We start from the raw sequence: 24,977 nt of genomic DNA, 5'->3' as shown, positions 1-24,977 counted from the left end.
CGGGTATCCATATGGAATTGCGCCTTTACGATACGCTGAGCCGGGACAAGCGCACCTTCGTGCCGCTCGATGCGAAGAACGTCCGCATGTATGTCTGCGGACCGACCGTCTACGACTTCGCCCATATCGGCAATGCGCGGCCGGTGATCGTGTTCGACGTGCTGTTTCGGCTGCTGCGCCATCTCTATGGCGAGGCGCACGTGACGTATGTCCGCAACATCACCGACGTCGACGACAAGATCAACGACCGCGCCGCGCGCGATTTTCCGGGGCTCCCGCTGAACGAGGCCATCCGGAAAGTCACTGAACAGACCGGCAAGCAGTTTCACGCCGACGTCGACGCGCTCGGGGCGCTTCGGCCGACTGTCGAGCCGCGCGCGACCGAGCATATCGGCGAGATGCGCGAGATCATCGAAAGGCTCGTCAAGGGTGGCTTTGCCTATGCTGCCGAGGACCATGTGCTGTTCTCGCCGCAGGCGATGAACGCGGCCAATTCCGGGTTGCCGCGCTATGGCGCGCTGTCCAATCGCTCGTTGGACGAGATGATCGCCGGCGCCCGCGTCGACGTCGCGCCCTACAAGAAGGACAACACCGACTTTGTACTGTGGAAGCCGTCCAAGCCGGGCGAGCCGTCATGGCCGTCGCCGGCCGGCATCGCTGCGCAGGGTCGCCCGGGCTGGCATATCGAATGCTCGGCCATGGCCTGGAAGCATCTCGGCGAATATTTCGACATCCACGGTGGCGGTATCGACCTCGTGTTTCCGCATCACGAGAACGAGGTCGCGCAGACCTGCTGCGCCTTCCACCAGGAGCGCATGGCGAACTACTGGATGCACAACGGCTTCCTCCAGGTCGAGAGCGAGAAGATGTCGAAGTCGCTCGGCAACTTCATCACGATCCACGAGTTGCTCAAGGATTGGCCGGGGGAGGTGCTGCGCCTGAACATGCTGAAGACGCATTACCGCTCGCCGATCGACTGGACCCTGAAGTCGCTGGAGGAGAGCGCCCGGACGCTCGACGACTGGTATCGGGTCGCGGCCGACGCCGAGCCCGGCCTGCCGGCCGCGTCCGTGGTCGAGCCGCTGCTCGACGACCTCAACACGCCGCTGGCGATCGCGGCGCTGCACGGTCTGCGTGGCAGCGACGTGAGCGCGTTGGCGGGCTCGTTGCGCCTGCTCGGCTTCCTTTCCGAAAGCGCCGCGCAGTGGGAAGGGCGCAAGCAACAGGCCAGCGGGGTCGATGCCAAGGAAGTCGAGCGCCTGATCTCGGAGCGGACGGCCGCCCGTAGCCGCAAGGACTTCAAAGAGTCCGACCGCATTCGCGATCTGCTCGCCGCGATGGGCGTTGCGATCAAGGACTCCAAGGACGGGACGACGTGGGAGGTCGCGCGATGAAGCGGCCCGACACGCCTTTCCCAAGGCACTGGCTCTATTACATCGCGCTGAAGATCCTGCTGCTCGCGGCCGCCGTGGCGCTGGCGTTGAAACTCTATGGGATGTGGTGAAGACGATGGGACAGACTTTGCCAAAACCCGGCTTGCGGCCGTTCCTGCCTGATGACGTGCCGGTCCTCGCCGCGATCTTCACGGCAAGCATCGAGGAGCTGACCGGCGAAGACTACAACGAGGCGCAGCAGCAGGCCTGGATGGAGGCGGCGGAAAGCGAAGAGTTCGGCAAGCGGCTCGCGGCCGATCTGACGCTGGTCTCCACGCTGGAGGGCTCGCCCGTCGGCTTCGCCTCGCTGCGCGGGGCCGATCACATCCATATGCTCTATGTGCATCCCGCCGTGACCGGTCAGGGCATCGCGACCATGCTGGTGGACGCGCTGGAAAAGCTCGCCGGCGGCCGTGGCGCGACCAGCCTGTCGGTCGATGCCAGCGACACCGCGCAAAACTTCTTCGCCAAGCGCGGCTATGTCGCCATGCAGCGCAACAGCATCACCATCAACGACGAGTGGCTCGCCAACACCACGATGAAGAAGACGCTCGGAGCCGCACAATGAGCAAGGAGCGCCTTTACCTGTTCGACACCACGCTGCGCGACGGCGCGCAGACCAACGGCGTCGATTTCACCCTGACCGACAAGCAGGTCATCGCGGCGATGCTCGACGATCTCGGCATCGACTATGTCGAGGGCGGCTATCCCGGCGCCAATCCGACCGACACCGAGTTCTTCGGCACCAAGCCCAAACTGAAGCATGCGCGCTTCACCGCCTTCGGCATGACGCGCCGGGCAGGGCGCTCGGTCTCCAACGATCCCGGCGTGGCCGGGCTCCTTGAAGCGAAGGCCGATGCGATCTGCTTCGTGGCGAAGTCCTCGGCCTATCAGGTGCGCGTCGCGCTGGAGACGACGAAGGAAGAAAATCTGGCGTCGATCCGCGACAGCGTCGCGGCGGCGAAGGCCGCGGGCCGCGAGGTCATGCTCGACTGCGAGCACTTCTTCGACGGCTACAAGGAGGATTCAAACTTCGCGCTCGCCTGCGCCAAGGCCGCCTATGAGGCCGGCGCGCGCTGGGTGGTGCTGTGCGACACCAATGGCGGCACCATGCCGAACGAGATCGAAGCGATCGTCGCCGAGGTGACGAAGCACATCCCGGGCGACCATGTCGGCATCCACGCCCATAACGACACCGAGCAGGCGGTGGCGAATTCGCTGGCCGCGGTGCGGGCCGGGGCGCGGCAGATCCAGGGCACCTTGAACGGCCTTGGCGAGCGCTGCGGCAACGCCAATCTGTGCTCGCTGATCCCGACGCTGAAGCTCAAGAAGGAGTTTTCCGACGCCTTCGAGATCAGCGTCACGCCCGAAAAGCTCGCAACTCTCGTCAAGGTTTCGCGCACGCTCGACGACATGCTCAACCGCGTGCCGAACCGGCATGCGGCCTATGTCGGCGAGAGCGCCTTCGTCACCAAGACCGGCATTCATGCTTCCGCCGTGCTGAAGGACCCGCAGACCTACGAGCATGTGCTGCCGGAATTGGTCGGCAATCATCGCAAGGTGCTGGTGTCAGACCAGGCCGGACGCTCCAACGTCATCGCCGAGCTCGACCGGGCCGGCATTGCCTACGAGAAGAGCGATCCCAAGCTGACGCGGCTGGTCGAGGAATTGAAGGAGCGTGAGGCTGCCGGCTACGCCTATGAATCCGCCAACGCCTCGTTCGATCTGCTGGCGCGGCGGACGCTCGGCAAGGTGCCGCATTATTTCGAGGTCGAGCAGTTCGACGTCAATGTCGAGCAGCGCTACAATTCGCACGGCGAGCGCGTCACCGTCGCGCTTGCAGTGGTCAAGGTCGACGTCGCCGGCGAGCGTTTGATCTCGGCCGCCGAAGGCAACGGCCCCGTCAACGCGCTCGACGTCGCGCTGCGCAAGGATCTCGGCAAGTACCAGAAGTACATCGAGGGCCTGACGCTGATCGACTACCGCGTCCGTATCCTCAACGGCGGCACCGGCGCGGTCACGCGCGTGCTGATCGAGAGCGAGGACGAGAACGGCGATCGCTGGACCACGGTCGGCGTGTCCCCGAACATCATCGACGCCTCGTTCCAGGCACTGATGGACTCGGTGATCTACAAGCTGGTGAAGTCGGGGGCGCCGGCGTAAGACCCGCAACGGCTGTCATACCCCGCGCAGGCGGGGTATCCAGTACGCTGCGGCTTCTCGGCAGCTCTCTGGCGTCTCGGAATACTGGATCGCCCGGTCGAGCCGGGCGATGACAGCGGACGTGAGGAGGGGCCAAGCATGATCGACCACATCTCCGTCGGCGTCACCGATCTCGATCGCTCCGCAAAATTCTACGAGACCACGCTCGCCGCGCTCGGCCTCACGCGCCTCGTCGCGCGGCCGCGGACGATCGGCTTCGGCAAGGCCTATCCCGAGTTCTGGATCAATCTGCGCGAGGGTATGCCGCACGTCCCACCGGAGAGCGGCGTGCACATCTGCCTGCGGGCGAAGACGACGGCCGAGGTCGATGCGTTTCACGCCGCGGCGCTGTCCGCCGGCGGTGCGTCCGACGGCGCGCCAGGCATCCGTCCGCATGACCGCGTGCGCTACTACGCGGCCTTCGTGACCGATCCCGATGGCAACCGGATCGAGGCGGTGACGTTTCCGGCGGAGTAAGGCGCTAGAGCTTGCGCGCCACTTCCGGGGCGAGCTGCGTTTCAGATTCGGCGATCTGTGCCGCTGCCGCTTTCAGCTTCGGCAGAATATCCTCGACGCGATCGGCCTTGAGGATGTCGACCGAAAGGCCGGCGCGGATGAACTCGGTCTGGCGCATGTGCGACAGCAGCGAGAACAGCGGCTCCCAGAAATTGTCGATGTTGGCTAGCAGCACCGGCTTGGCGTGACGGCCGAGCTGTTTCCAGGTCAGCTGCTCCACCAGCTCTTCGAGCGTGCCAACGCCGCCCGGCAGCGCCACGAAGGCGTCGGAGCGCTCGAACATCAGCCGCTTGCGCTCGTGCATGTCGGGGGTGACGATCATCTCCTGCACGCGGGTCAGCGCGTTCTCGCGCTTCCGGAGGAATTCAGGAATGATGCCGGTGACGGTGCCGCCGTGATCGAGCACGGAGGTCGCGACCGAGCCCATCAGGCCGAGCGAGCCGCCGCCATAGACCAGGCGGACGTTGTTCTCGGCGAGAGCCTTGCCGAACGCCTTGGCGCCTTCGGTGAAGCTGGGATTGGTTCCTGGGCCGGAGCCGCAATAGACGCAGACAGTTTTGATCGTGCTCATTGGTGCCATGATGCATTGCAGCGCAGGGGCGTCAAGCCCAATCGGTGATTCGGATCACCCGGAAATCTACCGGTAAATGGCGACAAACAATCAAAGATTCGCCATCTGGCGGGGTGCGCTGGCATCGGGAAGGCTCTATATGACGGGCGAAAACCGCAAATCGTAACGCTGCCCGCACCCGGTGGGCTTTCAGGCTTCTTGATGGACCAACCTCAATCGTTCGACGGCGCAGACGTTCCCGTTCCTCCCGCAGGGGGATCGCTGGAGCGGGCCACGCTGATGGGCACGCTGGCGCATCTGTGGCCCTATATCTGGCCGGGCGACCGTTTCGACCTGAAGATGCGGGTGGTCTGGTCGATGGTGCTGCTGCTCGCCGCCAAGCTGATCACGCTGACCGTGCCGTTCAGCTTCAAATGGGCGACGGATGCGCTGACCGGCGCCAACACCGCACCGGTCGCGGCCGACAACTGGCACCTCTGGGTGATCGCCTCGCCATTGCTGCTGACCGCAAGCTATGGCGTGACGCGCATCCTGATGGCGGTGCTGACGCAATGGCGCGACGGCATCTTCGCCCGCGTCGCCATGCATGCGGTGCGCAAGCTCGCCACCATCACCTTCATCCACATGCACGAGCTGTCGCTGCGCTTTCACCTCGAGCGCAAGACCGGCGGCCTGACGCGCGTGCTCGAGCGCGGCCGCGAGGGTATCGAGGTCATCGTGCGCATGGTGATCCTGCAGCTGATCCCGACCATCGTCGAGGTCACGCTGCTGCTGGCGGTGCTGCTGTGGCAGTTCGACTGGCGCTACGTGGTCGCGACGCTGATCACGGTCGCGGTCTACATGTACTACACCTACATCGCGACCGAGTGGCGGATCGGGATCCGCCGCAAGATGAACGATTCCGACACCGAGGCGAACACCAAGGCGATCGACTCGCTGCTCAACTACGAGACGGTGAAATATTTCAGCGCCGAGGCGCGCGAGGCGCAGCGCTACGACCGCTCGGTCGCGCGCTACGAGGAGTCGAGCGTCCAGGCCTATACCTCGCTCGCGGTGCTCAACACCGGCCAGGCCGTGATCTTCACGCTCGGGCTGACCGCGACCATGCTGATGTGCGCGATCGGCGTGCGCAACGGCACCAACACGGTCGGCGATTTCGTGCTGGTCAATGCCATGATGATCCAGCTCTACCAGCCGCTGAATTTCATGGGCATGGTCTATCGCGAGATCAAGCAGGCGATCATCGACATCGAGAAGATGTTCAACGTGCTGGGCCGCGAGGCCGAGATCAAGGACGTGCCCGACGCGAAGCCGCTGGTGGTCTCGGCCGGCAATATGCGTTTCGAGGACGTGCGCTTTGCCTATGAGCCGACGCGGCCGATCCTCAAGGGCATCAGCTTCGAGGTGCCCGCCGGCAAGACGGTCGCGATCGTCGGCCCGTCCGGTGCGGGCAAGTCGACCATCTCGCGTCTGTTGTTCCGTCTCTACGACGTCTCCGGCGGCAAGATCCTGATCGACGGCCAGGACATCCGCGAGGTCACGCAGGCCAGTTTGCGCGCCTCGATCGGCATGGTGCCGCAGGATACGGTGCTGTTCAACGATACCATCCGCTACAACATCCGCTACGGCCGCTGGGATGCCGATGATGCCGAGGTCGAAGAGGCGGCGCGGCTGGCGCAGATCGATCATTTCATCCGCATGGCGCCGATGGGCTACGAGACCCAGGTCGGCGAGCGCGGCCTGAAGCTCTCGGGCGGCGAGAAGCAGCGCGTCGCCATCGCGCGCACCGTGCTCAAGGCGCCGCCGATCCTGGTGCTGGACGAGGCGACCTCGGCGCTCGACACCCACACCGAGCACGAGATCCAGGGCGCGCTCGACCGCGTGTCGAAGAACCGCACCTCGCTGGTGATCGCGCACCGGCTGTCCACCATCGTCGGCGCCGACGAGATCATCGTGCTGGACCAGGGCCGGATCGCCGAGCGGGGCACCCACGCCAAGCTGCTCGTGCAGGGCGGCCTTTACGCCAGCATGTGGAACAGGCAGCGTGAAGCCGAGGCGGCTCGGGAGAAACTGGCCAAGATGGCCGACAGCAGCGAGGCGCCCAACCGGGAGCCGCCGCCGGTCGACGACGCCCTCGCGACATCAGCGGCCGCGGAGTGACCTTGTCTCCGGTCCCAACTCTGGCCTAAACAACTCCACCGCGCGGGGGCGACCCGGCGCCATCAACTCCCAGGCGGCAGATAGCGATGTCCATCCTCGATTCGATCCAGCGTCAGATCCCGCCGATCCACAAGGAGGGCTATCCCTTCATTGGCGGCTTTGCGCTGGCAAGCCTGATCCTGTTCTGGTTGTGGTCGCCGCTCGGGTGGATCGGCACGATCCTGACCGTGTGGTGCGCGCTGTTTTTCCGCGACCCCGTGCGCGTGACGCCGGTGCGCGAGGGGCTCGTGGTGTCGCCGGCCGACGGCCGCGTCTCGATGATCACCATGGCGCTGCCGCCAGCCGAGCTCGGGCTCGGCGACCGGCCGCTGCCGCGGATCTCGGTGTTCATGAGCGTGTTCAACTGCCACGTGAACCGCAGCCCGATCGCGGGCAGGGTGGATCGCATCGCCTACCGGCCGGGCCTGTTCATCAACGCCGAGCTCGACAAGGCGAGCGAGGACAATGAGCGCAACTCGCTCGTGATCACGACGCCGACGGCGCGGATCGGCGTGATCCAGATCGCGGGGCTCGTCGCCAAGCGCATCGTCTGCTTCGTCAGGGAAGGGCAGGCGATCGGGGCGGGCGAGCGGTTTGGCCTGATCCGCTTCGGCTCGCGCCTCGACGTCTACCTGCCGCTGGGTACCAAGGCGCTGGTGTCGGAAGGGCAGACCGCGATCGCCGGAGAGACGATTTTGGCCGATCTTGCCGGGGACGACCCAAGCCGCGCCTACCGCGCCAATTAACCAATAGTCGGTCCAAAGGGGCCTTCCGCCGCAATGGCGGAGGGGAACAGGGCTTGCTATATCTCGCATTGAGATAAGGACGAGCCATGACGCCCTACGACTTCAAGGATCCCGACGTCCGCCGCCGGCGGTTCCGCCCGATTCCGGTGCGGATGCTTGTGCCCAACGTCATCACGCTGCTGGCGATCTGCGCCGGCCTGACCTCGATCCGGCTGTCGATCGAGGGGCGGATGACGCTCGCGGTCTACGCCATCGTGTTCGCGGCCGCGCTCGACGGCATCGATGGTCGCGTCGCGCGCATGATCAAGGGCCAGTCCAAGTTCGGCGCCGAGCTCGACAGCCTCGCCGACTTCGTCAATTTCGGCGTCGCGCCCGGCCTGATGCTGTACTTCTGGCAGTTGCACGAGCTCGGCAATGCCGGCTGGATCGCCGCCATGGTGTTCGCGATCTCCGGGGGCTTGAGGCTCGCGCGCTTCAACGCCACCATGGACGATCCGAACAAACCGGCCTTCGCCGCCAATTTCTTCACCGGTGTGCCGGCGCCGGCCGGCGCGATCACGGTGCTGCTGCCGATCTACGTCGCGTTTCTCGATCTCGGCCGGCTGCCCGCAGCGGTGACGGCGGCCTATACGCTCTTGATCGCCTTCCTGATGGTGTCGCGCCTGCCGGTATTCTCCGGCAAGACCAAGCGCATGCGCGTGCCGCCCGAGCTGGTGCTGCCGGCGTTCGTCGCGGTGATCGTCTTCATCGCTATCCTGATCGCCTATCCCTGGCACGTGCTGTCGATCGGCACGGTGCTGTATCTGCTCGGTTTGCCGCTCGGCTACAAATCCTACCGCGACCAGGCGCGCGCGATGGCGGCCACCGCGCCGTCGGGAGGCGAGGTCCCGTCGCCGCCTTCGGCGCCGACGCTGGCCAATTTGTCGGAGCCGCCGCTCGACGACGACCGGCCCGGACGGCTGCACTAAAGCGCGATGAGATTTGGCTGAATCGTCATCGCGCTTTAGGTCGTTGTTTGAGCATGATCTTTTCGGAAAACCGCTGCGCACTTTTCCGGATCATGCACTGAGCGGTTTTCGCGGATATCTGCCATGAAGGCGGCCGAGTTGGGTTGAAGCCCGATCTCGGCTATATCGCCCTGTGCCGGCGGCACCGCGCCAACAGCGGCCGCCAATCTGGGAGAGAACGCCGTGACTGATACCGCGACCGGGCCGCTGCCCGCTGCCGTCCTCGAAGCGCTGGGCCGCTATGACACCCCGACGATCTGCAATGCCATGGAGATCGTGGCGCCCGAGCGCCGGTTGATCGGCTACACCACCAAGCAACTGGTCTGCCCATTTCCCGACCTGCCGCCGATCGTTGGCTATGCCCGCACGGTTGCGATCCGCTCGGTGCTGAAGTCCTCGCTGCCGGCCGAAGAGCAGTCCAGGCGCCGCATCGAATATTACGAATATGTCGGCACCGGCCACGGTCCGCGCATCTCGGTGATCCAGGACATTGACGGTCCCGACGTCGGCTACGGCGCGTTCTGGGGCGAGGTGCAGAGCAACGTGCACAAGGCGCTCGGCTGCCTCGGCGTCATCACCGACGGCTCGATCCGCGACATCCCGCAATGGGCCCCTGGCTTCCAGGCGCTGGCCGGCTCGATCGGCCCGTCGCATGCTTGGGTGCATGCGGAAAGTTTTGGTGGCGAGGTTCGCGTCGCCGGTATGACCGTGAAGTCCGACGATCTGATCCATGCCGACCAGCACGGCGCCATCGTGATCCCGCTCGACATCGCCGCAAAGCTTCCCGAGGCTGCCGAACTCTGTGGCCGCCGCGAGACGCCGATCCTGGAGATCGCGCGCAGCCCCGACTTCTCGCTGGAGAAGCTGAAGGCCGCGCTGAAGCGCTCGGCGGAGATTCACTAACGGGCGACCGAACGACTTAGGGCCGCGTTGCCGGCCGTGGGCCGCCCTGTTCCGTCAGAAACAGGGCGGCCTGATCCGGCTCGCCGAAGACTGCGGCGGCGCATCCGATCAGGGTGAAGCCGCCGGCGAGATCCCAGAGGGTGATGTTTTCGGCGTTATCTGGGACATGAATCAAGCGCGCTGCGATCACGGCAAAGCCCGCCTCGACAAACAGCAAGACGCTGAACGCCGGCAGGACGAGCCCTGGCTCGAGCAGGTGGAGCGCCAGTACCGCGGGCAGCGCGGTGAGAAGACCGAACAGCGTCAACATGGCAAAACGGCTCCTGCGATGGAGCATGCCGCCCGGCGATAGAATACTGCATGATCTCTCGTCGCGGATGTGGCGCAGGGCCGCAGTCGGAGGACGCACAATGAAGATGACTGGCAAAACCGTCCTGATCACCGGTTCGACGGACGGCGTCGGCCGTCACGTCGCGCGCCGGCTGGCCGAAGCAGGTGCGAGGGTCCTGATCCATGGCCGCGATGCCGTGCGCGCGAAAGCGCTGATCGACCAGATCGTGCAGGCGGGCCACGCTGCGCCGACATTCTACCAGGCCGACTTGTCGTCGATGTCAGGCACGCGAGAGCTCGCCGCGGCCGTTATCCGCGATCACCAGCGTCTCGATGTGTTCGTCAGCAACGCCGGCATCGGCTCGCAGAACGACGGACCGCAACGGCAGGTGAGTCCCGACGGCTACGAACTGCGCTTTGCGGTGAATTACCTCTCGGGCTTCCTGCTTGCGCACTTGCTGCTGCCGCTGTTGACGTCCGCAGCACCTTCGCGCGTCGTCAATGTTGCCTCCCTCGGTCAGCATCCGATCGATTTCGACGACGTCATGATCAGCAAGGGCTACAGCGGCTCGCGCGCCTACGCACAGAGCAAGCTCGCGCAGATCATGTTCACCATCGATTTCGCGGAGGAGTTGAAGCGCATGGGCATCACCGTCAACGCGCTGCATCCGGCGACCTACATGAACACCACGATGGTGCGTGCCGGCGGCATCACGCCGATCTCGACGGTGGAGCAGGGCGGTGCGGCGATCCTGCACCTCGTCGAAGGCGACGACGTCGCCGGCAAGAGCGGACTGTTCTTCAACGGCATGAACGAGACCCGCGCCAATCCGCAGGCCCACGATGCCGGCGCACGCAGGCTCCTGCGCGCACTCAGCCTCGAGCTGACCGGGCTTTCGTCCTGAGCCGCCGTCCTGGCGCCCCGCAATCATGGTTAGCGAAGTGTTGAGATTCCCGTCGGTCGCGGGCAAAGCCGGCGCCCTGTCAGCGCGCTGCGCCGGTCTGGCGCCCCGGCTCAACTTAACCTTTACGCGGCTTTAAGGGGGGCACTCTAGGGTTTCCGATGCGGTTCGGGGTTGGGCCGCGCCAGCGGCCAGGACGGCCGTTGTTGCGTTCGCGTTGGAGTGTCCCATGGATATCATGACGAGCGTCGGGCTCATTGCGGGCATCATCGTGATTACGGCGATGATCTTCATGGGCGGCGACCTCCACATGTTCATCTCCGAACATGCCATGATCATCATCTTCGGCGGCTCGGTCTCGGCCACCATGATCCGCTTTCCGCTCAGCGCGCTCCTGCACGGCCTTCCGCTCGGCGCCAAGTTCGCTTTCACCATGAGCCGCCTGTCGGCGCACGACCTCGTCGACGAGCTCGCCCGCATCGCCGAGATCGCCCGCAAGCAGGGCCCGGTCGGCCTCGAAAAGGTCGAGACCGACGAGCCGTTCCTGGCCAAGGGCATCCGCTACGTCGCCGACGGCTACGACCTCGACTTCATCCGCGACAATCTCGAGCGCGACCGCGACAACTTCCTCATGCACCTCGACGAAGGCAGCAAGATCTACCGCGCCATCGGCGATTGCGCCCCGGCCTTCGGCATGATCGGCACCCTGATCGGCATGGTGCAGATGTTCGCGAACATGACCGATCCCTCCAAGCTCGGCCCGTTCATGGCGACCGCGCTGCTCGCAACCCTGTACGGTGCGCTCGTCGCGAACCTGTTCTGTCTGCCGATCGCCGACAAGCTGCACGGCAAGCTGCTCGACGAGGAAACCAACCGCACGCTGATCATCGACGGCATCTTGATGATCCGCGACTCCAAGAGCCCGACGCTCGTGCGCGAAATGCTGCTGGCCTATCTGCCGGAGAAGCATCGTCACGCTGAGGGCGAGCCGGTGCCGGCGTAAAGCCGCCGCCCGGGATCTCGAGAGATGGCCAAGAAGAAGCGCGGCGATGCTCACGGTGGCGGTCACGGCTGGTTCGTGACCTTCGCCGACCTGATGGGCCTGATGATGAGCTTCTTCGTGATGCTCGTCGCGTTCTCGACGCAGGACGCCAACAAGCTGAAGATCGTCGCCGGCTCCATGCGCGACGCATTCGGCGTGCAGAGCGAAGCGCGCTACGCCGGTATCGTCGAGTCCGACGGCCTGCCGACCCGCCCGCGGCTGAAGAACGTCGACCACATCCAGCCCGAGGACGCCTCCAACACGCCGACGCCGGATCAGGAGGACCGCGACCGCACGTCGGGCGCGAAGATCAAGGTCGACCGCAACTTTGCGCTCGCCGCGGCCTCGCTGCGCCAGGCGTTGCAGGACATGCCGGAACTGACCGAGATGTCCAAGCACATCATGTTCGAGGAGACCAAGCAGGGGCTCAACCTGGAGATCGTCGATCAGGATGGCCGCTCGATGTTCGCCGACGGCTCCAAGGTGCCGTATGACCGCACCCGCCGCCTGATCGAGAAGCTCGCGATCCCGCTGAAGGCCACGCCGCTCCGTGTCTCCATCGCCGGCCACACCGCGGCCGGATTCGTGCCGACCCGCAGCGACTATGGCGCCTTCGACCTGTCGGCCGATCGCGCCAACGCCGTGCGTCAGATCCTCGAACGCGAGGGCCTGCCGCCGTCCCACATCTTCGCCGTCGCCGGCAAGGCGGACACCCAGCCGCTGTTTCCGGACGATCCCTCGCTCGCGGCCAACCGGCGGGTGACGATCACGCTGATGCGCGAGGATCCGCCGCTGCCGCCGAATTTGAAGCCGTAGAGCGTGTCGCGCGAAGCAGCCGCCGGCTTTGCGTGAAGAAAACGCATCGAACCCGGAATCTCGAGGCCCGCTCCGCTTCCCGCGGAGCGGACGGCTCCAGGCACTTGCGCTACCATCTTACCTGAGGCATGTCGTCGCGCTAACAACGATCGTTGCTGCGCCGTCACAGCATCCGCCCCGGCGGCTGCTATGGTGGTGTGCCGATTGACAGGCGCGCCGGAACGGTCAAAAGGCGCCGGATCAATTCTCGGGAAGAAGCGTTTCTCATCTCACATGACGGCGAGCATCACATCGACCGACGCTCAGGACGGGCCGGTCACCTCGGGTTTCTGGGGCCTGACGCTCGGAAGCATCGGTGTTGTCTTCGGCGATATCGGCACCTCGCCGCTGTACGCATTCCACGAGGCGGTCAGGGGCGCGGCCCATGGCGAGCCGGTCTCGCGGGTCATGGTGCTCGGCGTGCTCTCGCTGATTCTCTGGGCGCTCTTTATCGTCGTCACCGCCAAATACGTCCTGCTCCTGCTGCGCGCCGACAATAACGGGGAGGGCGGCACGCTCTCGCTGATGGCACTCGGCCAGCGCGCGCTCGGGCGGCGAAGCTGGTTTCTGATGGCGCTCGGCGTGGTCGGCGCCTCCATGTTCATCGGCGATTCCATGATCACGCCGGCCATCTCGGTGCTGTCGGCGGTCGAGGGTCTGAAGCTCGTGACCCCCGCCTTCGACCACTATGTCGTACCGCTCACCGTCATCATCCTGGTGTTGCTGTTCGCGGTCCAGAGCAAGGGGACGGCGCTGGTGGCCTCGGCCTTCGGGCCGGTGATGGTGATCTGGTTCACCGTTCTTGCGGTGATGGGCGCCGTGCACATCGCCGACGATCCGTCGGTGCTGGCGGCCATCAATCCCTATTACGCGCTGCAATTCCTGCTGTCGCACGGCACGATCGGCCTGGTGACGCTCGGCGCCGTGTTCCTGGCGGTGACGGGCGGCGAGGCGCTCTACGCCGATCTCGGCCATTTCGGCCGCAAGCCGATCCAGTCGGCCTGGATGTTCTTCGTGCTGCCCGCGCTCCTGATCAACTATTTCGGGCAGGGCGCGCTGGTGCTGTCCGATCCCAGCGCGATCGAGCATTCGTTCTATCGCATGGTGCCGGAGAGTCTGGTGCTGCCGCTGGTTGGACTTGCGACCGCGGCGACCGTGATCGCGAGCCAGGCCGTGATCACCGGCGCCTATTCGCTGGTCTATCAGGCGGTGCAGCTTGGCCTCCTGCCGCGCTTCGAGGTGCGCTACACCTCCGAGACCCATGCCGGCCAGATCTATCTGCCGCGTGTGAACCGGCTGCTGCTGATCGGCGTGATGCTGCTGGTGCTGTTGTTCCACACCCCCAGCAATCTGGCTTCGGCCTACGGCATCGCGGTCTCCACCACCATGGTCGCCGACGGCGTCATGGGCTTCGTCGTGATCTGGAAACTGTGGAACTGGCGCGCTGCGACGGCTGCGGCGGTGATCGTGCCCTTCGTCGTCGTCGACATCAGCTTCTTCAGCGCCAATCTGCTCAAGCTGCTCGAGGGCGCCTGGGTGCCGCTGCTGTTCGGCGCGGTCATGGCCGGGACGATCTGGACCTGGCGCAAGGGGACCGGCATCCTGCTCCAGAAGACGCGCCGGATCGAGGTGCCGCTCGACGACCTGATCCGCAGCCTCGAAAAACGCCCGCCGCACATCGTCAAGGGCACCGCGGTGTTCCTCACCAGCGATCCCGCCTTCGTGCCGACCGCGCTGCTGCATAATCTCAAGCACAACAAGGTGCTGCACGAGCACAACGTGGTCCTGACCATCGAGACCGCGCACACGCCGCGGGTCGAGCTGTCCGAGCGGTTCCGCATGGAGAAGATCAGCGACAAGTTCTCCAAGGTCAGGCTGCGCTTCGGCTACATGGAGCAGCCGAACGTGCCGAAAGCGCTGGCGATCGCCCGCAAGCAGGGCTGGCAGTTCGACATCATGTCGACCTCGTTCTTCGTGTCGCGAAGGTCGCTCAAGGCCTCGGCGCAGTCGGGCATGCCGCTGTGGCAGGACCATCTCTTCATCGCGCTGAGCCGGTCCGCCAACGACGCCACCGACTATTTCCAGATTCCGACCGGGCGGGTGGTTGAAGTCGGCACCCAAGTCACCATCTGAACGCAATTGGCCAAGTCATGCAAATTTCGCATGGCAAGGGCCCAAAATCGGGCTAGGCTATGCCGGCAGCGCAGGACTATAAGCCGCGCGCTCTTCCGCCGTTGTGCAGTGAAGCATTCTAGAGGCCACTGGGCTCTCCCATGACAAGTGACGTAGCGATTTCCGCCCCGGAAACGGCGGCGGCCAATGGGCATGGCGAAGCCCACACGACCGCCCGTTTCGGTGCGCTGACGCTCGGCAGCATCGGCGTCGTCTACGGCGATATCGGCACCAGCCCGCTCTACGCGTTCCGCGAGGCGGTGATGGCGGCCTCGGGCGCGGAGGGGGTGCCGACGCCGGCGGCCGTGCTCGGCGTGCTCTCGCTGATCCTGTGGGCGCTCATCGTCGTGGTGACGCTCAAATACGTCGTGATCCTGCTCCGTGCCGACAACAATGGCGAGGGCGGCACGCTGGCGCTGATGGCGCTGGCCCAGCGCGCGGTCGGCACCGGCGGGGCGACCATCGTCCTGCTCGGCATCATTTCCGGCGCCCTGTTCTACGGCGACGCCGTGATCACGCCGGCGCTTTCGGTGCTGTCGGCCATCGAAGGCATGAAGGACGTCACCCTGCACTTCGAGCCCTACATCGTTCCGTTGACCGTGATCATCCTGGTCGGCCTGTTCGCCGTGCAGTCGCGTGGTACCGCCCGCGTCGCCGCGTTCTTCGGTCCGGTGATGTGCGTCTGGTTCGCGGTGATCGCGATCGCGGCAATCCACCCGATCATCGAGCAGCCGCAGGTGCTGTTCGCGCTGAACCCGCTCTACGCCGTGTCCTTCATGTTCCACCACGGCATCATCGGCTTCGTGACGCTGGGCGCCGTGTTCCTGGCGGTCACCGGTGCCGAGGCGCTCTATGCCGACCTCGGCCATTTCGGCAAGCGGCCGATCCAGACCGCCTGGCTGTTCATCGTGCTGCCGTCGCTGGCGCTGAACTATCTGGGGCAGGGCGCTCTCGTCCTCGGCGATCCCGGCGCGATCGTGAGCCCGTTCTTCCAGCTGTTCCCGCAAGGCTTCTTCCGCGGCTGCATGGTCGTTCTCGCCACTGCCGCCACGGTGATCGCGAGCCAGGCCGTCATCACCGGTGCCTATTCGCTGACGCGCCAGGCGATTCAGCTCGGGTTGCTGCCGCGCTTCGAAATTCGCCATACCTCTGAAGCCCATTCGGGCCAGATCTTCATCCCGCGCATCAACCAGCTTCTGCTGGTCGCGGTGGTGCTGCTGGTGCTGCTGTTCCGTTCCTCCAGCGCGCTGGCGTCGGCCTATGGCATCTCCGTCACCGGAACCATGGTGGTCACGGCGATGATGGGTTTCGTCGTGATCTGGAAGGTCTGGAAGTGGTCGCCGTTCGCTGCCGCCGCCCTGATCGTGCCGTTCCTGTTCCTCGACCTGACCTTCCTCGCCGCGAACCTGCTCAAGGTATTCGAGGGCGGCTGGGTCCCGCTCGCGCTCGGCGCGCTCATGATCATCCTGATGTACACGTGGCGGCGCGGCAGCCGGCTGCTGTTCGAGAAGTCGCGCAAACTCGAATTCCCGCTCGCGGATCTCGTGGCGATGCTGGAGAAGCGGCCGCCGCAGCGCGTGCCCGGCACCGCGGTGTTCCTGACCTCAGACCCGCTCAGCGCCCCGACCGCGCTGATGCATAGTCTGAAACACTACAAAGTGCTGCATGAGAAGAACGTCATTCTCACCATCGAGACCGCGCAGACACCGCGGATCGATCCGGCCGAGCGGGTGAGGCTGGAGCAGATCTCACCGACCTTCTCCAAGGTGACGCTGAAGTTCGGCTTCATGGAATCGCCCAATGTGCCGAAGGCGCTGGCGATCGCCCGCAAGCTCGGCTGGCAGTTCGACATCATGTCGACCTCGTTCTTCCTGTCGCGCAGGGCGCTCAAGCCCGCCGCCCATTCCGGCATGCCGCGCTGGCAGGACCGGCTGTTCATCTCGCTCAGTCGCTCCGCCAACGACGCCACCGACTATTTCCAGATCCCCTCCGGCCGCGTGGTCGAGGTCGGTACCCAGGTCACGATTTGAGGCGGGATTCAAAGCCGCACTTCAAGTCGCTGCGATTTAGCTTTAACTTGCGGGATGCAGCTCAAGCCTTTGTAGCGCTTGATTTTCGGCTGCCGAGAGGCGAGGTTGCCGCCCGCCGGGATCGCCCCGGCAGGCGGCTCGTGACGTTGGAGGATGATGTGGCAAACCAGGTACAGGATCTGACCCCGGACGAGGTCTCCAGGGGTGTCGCGGAAGGGCGCTATCTCCTCGTCGACGTGCGCGAGCCGAACGAGGTCGACGCCGAGGCCTATCCCTACGGCGTCGTCGTGCCGCTCTCGACCTTCGATCCCAAGGCGATCCCCGATCCGCAAGGAAAGGAGGTCGTGTTCGCGTGCCGCTCCGGGAAACGCTCGGTGACGGCCTCGCTCGCGGCGCAGGCGGCGGGTCTGCCTTATGACAAGCATCTGGCCGGCGGCATGCTGGGCTGGAAGGCGGCGGGACTTCCCAGCAAGGTCGGTGGCTGACCTCGCGATGACGACCAAGAGCTCCTCGCTGAACAAGGTCTTTGCCGACCTTCCCGTCACCATCTTCGAGGCGATGTCGCAGGCCGCACGCGACAACAACGCCATCAATCTCGGCCAGGGCTTCCCTGATGATCCCGGGCCTGAGGACATCCGCCGCGCCGCGGCCGATGCCTCGCTGAACGGCTACAACCAGTACCCCTCGATGATGGGCCTGCCGGAGCTGCGCCAGGCGATCGCGACTCATTACGGTCACTGGCACGGCCTCAAGCTCGATCCGATGAGCGAGGTGATGGTGACCTCCGGCGGCACCGAGGCGCTGACCTCGGCGATCCTCGCGGTGGTCCAGCCCGGCGACGAGGTGGTTTGCTTCCAGCCGGTCTATGATTCTTACCTGCCGATCATCCGCCAGGCAGGCGGCATTCCGCGCCTGGTCCGCCTCGAGCCGCCGCACTGGCGGTTGAATGAGGACATGCTGAAAAGCGTCTTCAATTCAAAGACCAAGGCGGTGCTCTTCAACAATCCCCTGAATCCGTCCGCGGTGGTCTATCCGCGCGAGGACCTCGAGCTGCTCGCCCGCTACTGCCAGGAGTTCGACGTCATCGCGATCTGCGACGAGGTCTGGGAGCACGTCACCTTCGACGAGCACAAGCACATCCCGCTGATCACCATCCCCGGCATGCGCGATCGCACCATCAAGGTCGGCTCGGCCGGAAAGATCTTCTCGCTGACTGGCTGGAAGATCGGCTTCGTCTGCGCCGCGCCGCCGCTGCTGCGGGTGGCCGCCAAGGTGCACCAGTTCCTGACCTTCACCACCGCACCGAACCTCCAGACCGCCGTCGCCTATGGGCTCGGCAAGTCCGACGACTACTTCCTGTCGATGCGGAAGGACCTGACGCGAAGCAGGGACCGCCTGACCAAGGGACTGGAGAGCCTCGGCTTCCCCGTGCTGAAGTCGCAGGGCACCTACTTCCTCACCGTCGACCTGTCGCCGCTCGGGCTCAACGAGAGCGATACCGAGTTCTGCTGGCGGATCGTGAAGGATTACAAGGTCGCGGCGATCCCGGTGTCGGCCTTCTACGAGCAAGATGCGGTGACCTCCGTGGTGCGCTTCTGCTTTGCCAAGAAGGACGAGACGCTCGACACCGCGCTGGAGCGGCTGTCGGACGCGGTGCGCGGGCGCAAGAGGTAGGAAAGATGACGAACGTCGGCCGCTCCGGGCGTTGCCTTGGTTTTGCAATCGCCGCGGCGCTGACGTTGCTTTCCGCCCCCGCAGGGGCCGAGGAGCGGGTCGTCAACTTCTACAACTGGTCCAACTACATGGCGCCTGACGTCCTTGATGCCTTCACCAAGGAGACCGGCATCAAGGTGGTCTACGACACGTTTGATGCCAACGAGACGCTGGAGACGCGCCTGATGGCCGGCAAGTCCGGCTACGACGTCGTGGTGCCCACGGCCTATTTCCTCCAGCGCCAGATCAAGGCCAACATCTTCCAGAAGCTCGACAAGTCGAAGCTGCCGAACCTCTCCAATGCCTGGCCGGTGGTGACCGAGCGCCTTGGCATTTACGACCCCGGCAATGTCTACGCCGCCAACTTCATGTGGGGCACGACGGGCATCGGCTACAACGTCGCCAAGGTGAAGCAAATCCTCGGGCCCGACGCCAAGATCGACAGCTGGGACATCGTCTTCAAGCCGGAAAATTTGGCGAAGTTCAGAGATTGCGGTGTCCACATGCTCGACTCCGCCGACGACATCTTCCCGGCGGCGCTGAACTATCTCGGGCTCGATCCGAACTCGACCAAGCAGGCCGACCTCGAGAAGGCCGCCGAAATCGTCGCCAAGGTCCGACCGTCCGTGCGCAAGTTTCACTCGTCCGAATATCTCAGCGCACTCGCCACCGGCGAGATCTGCTTCGTGGTCGGCTGGTCCGGCGACATCATGCAGGCCCGCGCCCGCGCGGGGGAGGCCAAGAAGGACGATAGCAGCGGCATCGAGATCGGCTACGCCATCCCGAAGGAGGGCGCGCAGATGTTCTTCGACAATCTCGCGATCCCCGCGGACGCCAAGAACGTCAAGGAAGCCTACGAGCTGATCAACTATCTCTACCGTCCTGATGTCGCCGCCAAGAATTCGGACTTCCTGTCCTACGCCAACGGCAACCTCGCCAGCCAGAAGCTGGTCGATCCGAAGATCCTGAACGACAAGAACATCTATCCGGACGAGGCGACGCTGGCAAAACTGTTCGTCATCACGGCGCGCGAGCCGGCGACACAGCGGATCATCAACCGGCTCTGGACCAAGGTGAAGACGGGGCGGTAGTCGCTCTGGGAACCGCCCGGAAGCCAAAATCTGCAAAACAACCCCATGCACAGTAGAAGCGTCACCTGCGGGTCGCCGGCGGTGGCGGTGCTTAAGTCGCGATGACGCCTTTGACGCGCGGACGCAATGACCTGAAGCAGCGCGCGCGGCGCTGATCCGTTGCCGGCCTTCTCAGATCGCGCACACAACCTGAAGTCGTTGCGATGGTATCCGGATGTGTCCTTGGGGTGACAGCGTCCGGCGCGGTTCCGGTGTATGGAACCGGAATATATTCGCTCATAGGAATTGCCCCAATGAAGAAAGTTGTTCTGGCTGCGGCTGGCTCGTTGCTGTTCGTCACCGCTGCGTCGGCGGCTGACATGGCCCCGCGTTACACCAAGGCTCCTGTCGTGGTGCCGGTCTACAATTGGGGCGGTCTCTATCTCGGTATCAACGGTGGCGGCGGTTCTGCGCACACTTGCTGGGACATCTTCAACGATTCCGGCTTCCCGATCGTGCCGTCAGTTCCCGAGGGGTGCCACAACGCGACAGGCGCCACCGTCGGTGGACAGATCGGCTATCGCTGGCAGGCGACCAACTGGGTGTTCGGCCTGGAGGCGCAGGGCAACTGGGCCGATTTTAGGGGCAGCAACGCGAGCCAGTATGCCGTCTTTGGTACCACCTCTCTCCTCAACGACGTCACCAAGGTCGACGCCTTCGGCCTGTTCACGGGGCAGGTCGGATACGCCTTCAACAACGTGCTGCTCTATGCCAAGGGCGGTGCGGCCGTCGTTCACGACAAATACTCGCTCACGGTGACGCCGGCCGGCGCGGCCGCTCTCGCGCCGTTCTTCGCCGTCGTCGCCGGCCAGACCGGTGCCGTCGGCTCCGAGACGCGTTGGGGAGGGACCGTGGGAGCGGGAATCGAGTTCGGCTTCGCGCCGGGCTGGTCTGTCGCTGTCGAATACGATCATCTGTTCATGGGCAGCCGGGACGTGACCACGAACACCATTGCCCCCTTCGCCGCGCCGCCAAGCACCCACCGCATCAGCCAGGACATCGACATCGGCACGGTGCGCGTGAACTACACGTTCGGTGGACCGGTGGTCGCGAAGTACTGAACGGTTCGAGAGCTTGAACGCGAAGGCCCCGGTCATGCGCCGGGGCCTTTTTGTTTGGGACGAAGTCTTTCGGCAGAGAGAAGGCCAGACCCTCACCCTGAGGAGCGCGCTCTTCGCGCGCGTCTCGAAGGGCGAGGCCACCGGCCGGGCCGTCATCCTTCAAGACGCGCGTTCCGCGCTCCTCAGGATGAGGAATAGGTAACCGCGATAGCCGTTTGACGGCTCGCTACCGCCACCTTCTGTGCAGCCACAGCCACTGCTCGGGATGCTCGCGCACCCAGCTTTCCACCACGCTCGTGATCGCCTGCGTCGTGCCCTGGATGTCGATCTTGCCGTCGGCGTCGCGCACCGGCTTGATCTCCTCGGTCAGCTCGCCGCGGAAACGGTTGCCGGGCAGGCGGATGATGCGGACGCCGTGGATCGGGCATTCGACCTGGCGGAGCAGGCGGGCCAGCATCGGGTTGGCGCGGGTCTTGCGGCCGAAGAAGGTGACCTCGACGCCGCCGGTCAGGTACTGGTCGATCAGCATGGCGACGTGCTTGCCGTCCTTCAGCGCCTGCGCGAGCCGCAGCGGCGCATCGCGCCCCGCGGGGATCAGCGTGCCCATGTTGACCTGGCGCATCTCCTGGATGATGCGGTCGGCAGAGGCGATGTTCGGCCGGCGATAGAGGATCGCAGTGTCCAGCCCATGCGCGACGGCGGCGAGCGCCGGCAGTTCCCAGTTGGCGAGATGGGCTGCAAAGATCAGCGCTGGCTTGCCGTCGTCGCGGATCTGGTCGAACAGCTCGATGCTGCGCTGGGGCAGTTCGATCCGGCTCTTTTCCGGATGATCGCGGTCGTAATCCCAGACTTGGTCCATATGGGCGAATTCGGCACCGACGCGGCCGAGATTGTCCCACACGCCCATCAGGATGGTTTCGATTTCTTCCGGCGACTTCTCCGGAAATGCCGCGGTGAGGTTGGCGCGGCCGATGCGGTGCTCGCGCAGGCGCGGGCCGATCGTCTTCACCACGCGGGAGAAGAAGTCCGAGGTCTTGGCCGGATCGAAATAGCGCGTGGTGCGCAGCATGCCGACGGTGGTGGCCCCGATCAGGCTTCCGCCGAGCGACTTGGCAGCCTCCCGCGCGCGGGCCTTGATGCTCGCAGGTAACAGCGCCATGCGTCCGGTCAGGCCGGTTCGCGGGTCAGGATCAGCGAGGCGTTCTGGCCGCCGAAGCCGAACGAGTTCGACATGACCGCGGTGACGCGGGCATCGCGCGCCTTGTTGCCGACGACGTCGAACAGGATCGTGGGATCCGGATTGTCGTAGTTGATCGTCGGCGGAATGCGCTGATGCTCGAGGGTGAGCAGCGAGAAGATCGCTTCGACCGCGCCCGCGGCCGAGATGGTGTGGCCGACCATCGACTTGTTGGAGGTCACCGGGATCTTCTGCGCGAGATCGCCGAACACGGCCGATGTCGTGTTGAACTCCATCTTGTCGTTCTCGGGCGTCGCGGTGCCGTGCGCGTTGATGTGGTCGATCTGGTCCGGCGTCATGCCGGCATCGGCCAGCGTCTTGTTCATGCAGCCGATGATCGGCTTGCCATCAGGCGAAGAGCGGGTGCGGTGGAAGGAATCGGTGAGCTCGCCGCAGCCGGCGATCACGCCGAGGATTTTTGCGCCGCGCGCGGTCGCTGCTTCGTAGCTTTCCAGCACGAGGGCGCCGGCGCCTTCGGCCATGACAAAACCGTCGCGGTTCTTGGAGAAGGGGCGGGAGGCCGCCTGCGGCGGATCGTTCTGGGTCGACAGCGCCGAGAGCAGCGAGAACCGCACGAGAGCTTCGGGGTTCACGGTGCCGTCGGTTGCCACGCACAGCGCGGCATCGGTCTCGCCGCGGCGGATCGCCTCGACGCCGAGCTGGATCGAGGTCGCGCCCGAGGCGCAGGCCGTCGACAGCGAGATCGGCGAGCCCTTGGTGCCGAAGGTCTCGGCGAGATAAGCTGCTACCGAGCCGAACATGAAGCGGTGGTGATAGGCGCTGTACTTGCCGCCGCCGGAGATGCGCAGCAGATCGTCATAGGTGATATCCTGCGCGCCGACGGCACGGCCGAGCTCACGGCGCTGCGGCCACTCGACTTCGACCGGTGCAACCGCAAGGAAGAGCGGACCGGGGAAATCGGCCTTGGCGCCGATGCCGGCCTGCGCGAGCGCTTCCTGCGTGACGAGCTCAGCCATCCGCTCGGACAGGCCGGTGGAGGAGAACGGATCGACGCTGACGAAATCGACCGTGCCGGCCATCGTCGTCCTCAGGCCGTCGACCGGAAAGCGCGTGATGGTGCGGATGCCGGATTCGCCGGCCACGAGCTTCGCCCAATTGTCGGCCTTGCCGTTGCCGAGCGAGGTCATGATGCCCATGCCGGTGACGACGACGACGGGACGCCCGAGTTTGTCGCGTGGTGCAGTCATGTCGATCCCCCGATTGAGCTAGAGCATCCGCCAAAGCGCGACGCGCTTCAGCTTACGGCCTCGACCAGAGCCATGCCCTCGCCGCGCCAGTGTCCGGCCCCCACCACCACAATCTGGGTGGGCGCGCCCTGCATTTCAATCTCGGTCCCGGTGGAATCGTTCGGCGGGAACAGCGCACCGCGCGAGATCGACAGCGCCGCGAGCGCGATGCCAAGCGGGAATTGCGTTTCCATGGCGTGGCCGAACATCGTGCCGGTCGAACGCACCGGGAAGTCAGCATGGCCCTTCAGGAAGCCGCGCTCCTCTGACGTCGCGGGCTCCGCGCCGGTCGCGCCCGATATGATCGCGCCCTTGCCCTCGCGCCTGGGCAGCTTTTCCCAAAGCTTCTCCAGCGTCGCGGCCGTGTCGCCGGGTTGCTTGCGCCGGGCGAGGTCGGCAACGACGCTCGACAGCTTTGCGAACGGCTTTGCGCCGCGCGCTTCCGCGTGCGCCTTCGATTCCAGCACCAGGAACGCGCCGGCAGATCCCAACGCGAAACCGGGGTGATCCTTGCGCGCCCACACCGGAGCAAACTTGTCTTTCAGGTTGAAGTCGCCGAATTCGTAGAGGACCATCAGGTCTTTGCGCTCGCCATTGTGGGAGCCGCCGATCAGCGCGATGTCGCTCTCGCCCGAGGCGATGCGCGCGAGCGCAATGCGCGCCGCATCGGCACCCGCGACCTCTTCGCCCATGAAAGTGCGCGAGGTGCCGCCGAGACCGTGCACGATGGCGATGTTGCCGGCGAGCAGGTTCGAGAGCTGGGCCAGGAACAGCGTCGGCCTGAGATCGCTCATCAGCCGTTCGTTGAGGAAGCCGGGCGCATTGGCGCCCTTGACCTCGGCCGTGAGCACGCCGGAGTCGACATTGAGGTCGCGCTCGCCGCCGCCGGCGGCCACCACCATGTCGATCTTCGACAGGATGTCCTTGTTGCCCTTGATCCCGGCGGAATCGAGCGCCAGGCCCGCGGCGTAGGTGCCGATGCGCTGCCAGGCTTCCATCTGGCGCTGGTCGCCCTTCTTCGGGATCTGGCTGTCGAAGCTAACCGGCATCAGGGGATGCACGATGCAGGGCGCAAAGCCCTTCTCGTCGACATTGATGCGCTTGTCCTGAAGCGCGGCCCAGTTGGCGTCCAGGCCTTCGCCGAGCGAGGTGGCAAGGCCAATGCCGGTGATCCAGACTTCCGTCTGGCCGGGCTTCAAAGCAGTGTCAGTCATGGCGATCCGGCCTGTTGCGGGAAGCCGACGCGTTTGGCGACCGCGTCCATGAAGCCGCGCATATCCGCATTGGGGAAGGGGATCTGCGTGAAGGTGAGCGTCGAATTCGCGCGCAGCTTACCGCCGACCTTGATCTTGGCCTCGGTCACCGCATAGCCCGAGCCCTGATGCGACAGGGTCGCCTCGATGGTCATGAGATCGCCGGGGAAGACCGAGCCGCGGACCTTGGCCTCCTTGACGGCGGCCAGAATCGGCATGCGCTCGAACTTGAGCACGCCGAGCTGAAGCCAGCCCGAAGCCTGGGCCATCGATTCGATCAGGAGCACGCCGGGCATCAGGGGATAGCCCGGGAAATGCCCCTCGAAGATCGTGCTCTCCTTGGGGACCAGGGCTTCGACGACAATCGTCTTCGCGTCGACGTTCAGGTCGACGACGCGATCAATCATGTGGAAGTATTCGAGTTGCAT

22 protein-coding genes and 1 pseudogene are annotated in these 24,977 nt (G+C 65.1%); 17 read left to right on the top strand and 6 right to left on the bottom strand.

Annotated elements, in window-relative coordinates; genetic code table 11:
• Window positions 1-11: 11 nt before the first annotated feature.
• The 4 genes from cysS (at window position 12) to AB7290_RS26655 (ending at window position 4,112) form a co-directional block, all read left to right on the top strand.
• The gene (gene cysS, locus AB7290_RS26670; protein WP_085404831.1) at window positions 12-1,394 is read left to right on the top strand and encodes a cysteine--tRNA ligase; all 1,383 of its coding nucleotides are present in this window, start codon (window positions 12-14) and stop codon (window positions 1,392-1,394) included.
• Between the two features lie 115 nt (window positions 1,395-1,509).
• Entirely contained in the window at window positions 1,510-2,001 is a 492-nt protein-coding gene (locus tag AB7290_RS26665) for a GNAT family N-acetyltransferase (protein WP_085404937.1), read from the top strand.
• Window positions 1,998-3,596, top strand: a complete 1,599-nt coding sequence (gene cimA / locus AB7290_RS26660; RefSeq protein ID WP_085404830.1) for a citramalate synthase — start codon at window positions 1,998-2,000, stop codon at window positions 3,594-3,596. The genes AB7290_RS26665 and cimA overlap by 4 nt, the downstream gene beginning before the upstream one ends.
• 138 nt (window positions 3,597-3,734) lie before the next feature.
• Entirely contained in the window at window positions 3,735-4,112 is a 378-nt protein-coding gene (locus AB7290_RS26655; protein ID WP_085404829.1) for a VOC family protein, read from the top strand.
• 4 nt (window positions 4,113-4,116) lie between these two features.
• On the opposite strand, the gene AB7290_RS26650 is transcribed toward AB7290_RS26655, so the two are convergent.
• A complete protein-coding gene (locus AB7290_RS26650; RefSeq protein WP_071915130.1) occupies window positions 4,117-4,722 on the bottom strand; it encodes a TIGR00730 family Rossman fold protein in 606 nt (201 codons plus the stop codon).
• 201 nt (window positions 4,723-4,923) lie between these two features.
• Between AB7290_RS26650 and AB7290_RS26645 the strand changes: the two genes are divergently transcribed.
• The 4 genes and pseudogenes from AB7290_RS26645 to AB7290_RS26630 all read left to right on the top strand — a co-directional run bounded on the left by AB7290_RS26645 (window position 4,924) and on the right by AB7290_RS26630 (window position 9,577).
• Complete coding sequence (locus tag AB7290_RS26645) at window positions 4,924-6,882, top strand: ABCB family ABC transporter ATP-binding protein/permease (protein ID WP_085404828.1); 1,959 nt, start codon at window positions 4,924-4,926, stop codon at window positions 6,880-6,882.
• Window positions 6,883-6,956: 74 nt separating this feature from the next.
• A pseudogene (locus AB7290_RS26640) lies at window positions 6,957-7,667 on the top strand (phosphatidylserine decarboxylase); the annotation flags it as partial.
• A gap of 86 nt (window positions 7,668-7,753) precedes the next feature.
• Entirely contained in the window at window positions 7,754-8,635 is an 882-nt protein-coding gene (locus AB7290_RS26635) for a CDP-alcohol phosphatidyltransferase family protein (protein WP_028146689.1), read from the top strand.
• A 222-nt stretch (window positions 8,636-8,857) separates the two neighbouring features.
• Window positions 8,858-9,577, top strand: coding sequence for an RraA family protein (locus tag AB7290_RS26630; RefSeq protein ID WP_085404827.1), 720 nt, complete (start codon window positions 8,858-8,860; stop codon window positions 9,575-9,577).
• 16 nt (window positions 9,578-9,593) lie between these two features.
• Here the strand turns inward: AB7290_RS26630 and AB7290_RS26625 are convergent, their stop codons facing one another.
• Complete coding sequence (locus AB7290_RS26625) at window positions 9,594-9,887, bottom strand: hypothetical protein (protein ID WP_085404826.1); 294 nt, start codon at window positions 9,885-9,887, stop codon at window positions 9,594-9,596.
• Window positions 9,888-9,987: 100 nt separating this feature from the next.
• On the opposite strand from AB7290_RS26625, the gene AB7290_RS26620 reads away from it, so the two are divergent.
• The 9 genes from AB7290_RS26620 (at window position 9,988) to AB7290_RS26580 (ending at window position 20,812) form a co-directional block, all read left to right on the top strand.
• Entirely contained in the window at window positions 9,988-10,812 is an 825-nt protein-coding gene (locus tag AB7290_RS26620; protein WP_085404825.1) for an SDR family NAD(P)-dependent oxidoreductase, read from the top strand.
• A gap of 226 nt (window positions 10,813-11,038) precedes the next feature.
• Window positions 11,039-11,812, top strand: a complete 774-nt coding sequence (locus AB7290_RS26615; RefSeq protein WP_028146686.1) for a motility protein A — start codon at window positions 11,039-11,041, stop codon at window positions 11,810-11,812.
• 24 nt (window positions 11,813-11,836) lie between these two features.
• Window positions 11,837-12,667 carry an OmpA/MotB family protein gene (locus tag AB7290_RS26610; protein WP_014496126.1) on the top strand — a complete coding sequence of 277 codons (831 nt, stop codon included), beginning with the start codon at window positions 11,837-11,839 and terminating at the stop codon, window positions 12,665-12,667.
• A gap of 273 nt (window positions 12,668-12,940) precedes the next feature.
• Window positions 12,941-14,839: a potassium transporter Kup gene (locus AB7290_RS26605; protein WP_085404824.1), complete on the top strand. Its 1,899-nt coding sequence runs from the start codon at window positions 12,941-12,943 to the stop codon at window positions 14,837-14,839.
• 140 nt (window positions 14,840-14,979) lie between these two features.
• Window positions 14,980-16,908, top strand: a complete 1,929-nt coding sequence (locus AB7290_RS26600) for a potassium transporter Kup (RefSeq protein ID WP_028146684.1) — start codon at window positions 14,980-14,982, stop codon at window positions 16,906-16,908.
• Between the two features lie 158 nt (window positions 16,909-17,066).
• A complete protein-coding gene (locus AB7290_RS26595; RefSeq protein ID WP_085404936.1) occupies window positions 17,067-17,393 on the top strand; it encodes a rhodanese-like domain-containing protein in 327 nt (108 codons plus the stop codon).
• Between the two features lie 7 nt (window positions 17,394-17,400).
• Window positions 17,401-18,582 (top strand): aminotransferase, encoded by a 1,182-nt coding sequence (locus tag AB7290_RS26590; RefSeq protein WP_085404935.1) that lies wholly within the window; start codon window positions 17,401-17,403, stop codon window positions 18,580-18,582.
• 5 nt (window positions 18,583-18,587) lie between these two features.
• Entirely contained in the window at window positions 18,588-19,712 is a 1,125-nt protein-coding gene (locus AB7290_RS26585; RefSeq protein WP_085404823.1) for a polyamine ABC transporter substrate-binding protein, read from the top strand.
• Window positions 19,713-20,005: 293 nt separating this feature from the next.
• Window positions 20,006-20,812 carry an outer membrane protein gene (locus AB7290_RS26580; protein WP_085404822.1) on the top strand — a complete coding sequence of 269 codons (807 nt, stop codon included), beginning with the start codon at window positions 20,006-20,008 and terminating at the stop codon, window positions 20,810-20,812.
• A gap of 226 nt (window positions 20,813-21,038) precedes the next feature.
• On the opposite strand, the gene AB7290_RS26575 is transcribed toward AB7290_RS26580, so the two are convergent.
• The 4 genes from AB7290_RS26575 to AB7290_RS26560 are packed head-to-tail and all read right to left on the bottom strand — an operon-like array spanning window position 21,039 to window position 24,977.
• Entirely contained in the window at window positions 21,039-21,971 is a 933-nt protein-coding gene (locus tag AB7290_RS26575) for a lipid A biosynthesis lauroyl acyltransferase (protein ID WP_085404821.1), read from the bottom strand.
• Between the two features lie 8 nt (window positions 21,972-21,979).
• Window positions 21,980-23,257: a beta-ketoacyl-ACP synthase gene (locus AB7290_RS26570; RefSeq protein ID WP_063983968.1), complete on the bottom strand. Its 1,278-nt coding sequence runs from the start codon at window positions 23,255-23,257 to the stop codon at window positions 21,980-21,982.
• Window positions 23,258-23,304: 47 nt separating this feature from the next.
• A complete protein-coding gene (locus tag AB7290_RS26565) occupies window positions 23,305-24,510 on the bottom strand; it encodes a beta-ketoacyl-ACP synthase (protein WP_085404820.1) in 1,206 nt (401 codons plus the stop codon).
• Window positions 24,507-24,977, bottom strand: coding sequence for a 3-hydroxyacyl-ACP dehydratase FabZ family protein (locus AB7290_RS26560; RefSeq protein WP_063983966.1), 471 nt, complete (start codon window positions 24,975-24,977; stop codon window positions 24,507-24,509). The genes AB7290_RS26565 and AB7290_RS26560 overlap by 4 nt, the downstream gene beginning before the upstream one ends.

This window comes from Bradyrhizobium sp. 613_E4_N2_2 (genome assembly GCF_052075995.1).
Taxonomy (GTDB): Bacteria; Pseudomonadota; Alphaproteobacteria; order Rhizobiales; family Xanthobacteraceae; genus Bradyrhizobium; species Bradyrhizobium barranii.
This window is presented reverse-complemented; position numbering and strand designations above follow the sequence as displayed.